This is a genomic window from Aeromonas sp. ASNIH8 (assembly GCF_002919855.1).
Classification (GTDB): domain Bacteria; phylum Pseudomonadota; class Gammaproteobacteria; order Enterobacterales; family Aeromonadaceae; genus Aeromonas; species Aeromonas caviae.
On record NZ_PQLN01000280.1, the window covers coordinates 1 to 569 of the forward strand.

Consider the following 569-nt stretch of genomic DNA (forward strand, 5'->3'; position numbering starts at 1 on the left):
TCCTGTTCAGCTCAAAGGCAGAAGGCAGTTTTTCGCCAGCATCCAGAATGCGTTTGGTTTCTGCCAGCCCGTGATTCCAGACATAACGAGCACAACCGCCCAACTGGCGCAGGCGTTGCGCTTGTTGGGCTGTCGGTTCGAGTCGGAACTTGTAGGCTTTCAGAATTTGCATTTAGCGCTCAGTGTGTAGCATTATTGCCATATCTATTAAGCCCGATTGAGTGACAGAATGCAATTCACTAAAATTAATAAATCACGCCATGCGGCCTACGTTTTGCACGTACATTTGGTGTTTATTACCAAGTATCGAAAGCCGATACTGGGGGATCTGCATCACGCTTCATTCGGTCAGTGTGCGGCAGAGGTTTGCAGAGATTTTGGTGCGGAACTGAAAGAGTGTGACGGAGAGGCTGATCATGTTCACATGCTGATAGAGTACGCGCCAACGGTGCAGCTATCGGTACTGGTGAACTCGTTAAAGGCGGTCACATCAAGGCGACTGCGTAATGAATTTCTGGACTTGAGGGGTGCTTACAGCAAACCCGTACTCTGGTCACGCTCTTACTTTG

2 protein-coding genes are annotated in these 569 nt (G+C 49.2%); one reads left to right on the forward strand and one right to left on the reverse strand.

Features of this window, described 5'->3' with window-relative positions:
* Positions 1–172: helix-turn-helix domain-containing protein (locus C3418_RS25135; RefSeq protein WP_162541025.1), on the reverse strand; the 172-nt coding region annotated here is incomplete at its 3' end.
* 57 nt (positions 173–229) lie between these two features.
* Between C3418_RS25135 and tnpA the strand changes: the two genes are divergently transcribed.
* A partial coding sequence (gene tnpA / locus C3418_RS23915) for an IS200/IS605-like element ISAs26 family transposase (RefSeq protein WP_103859398.1) occupies positions 230–569 on the forward strand: 340 nt, incomplete at its 3' end.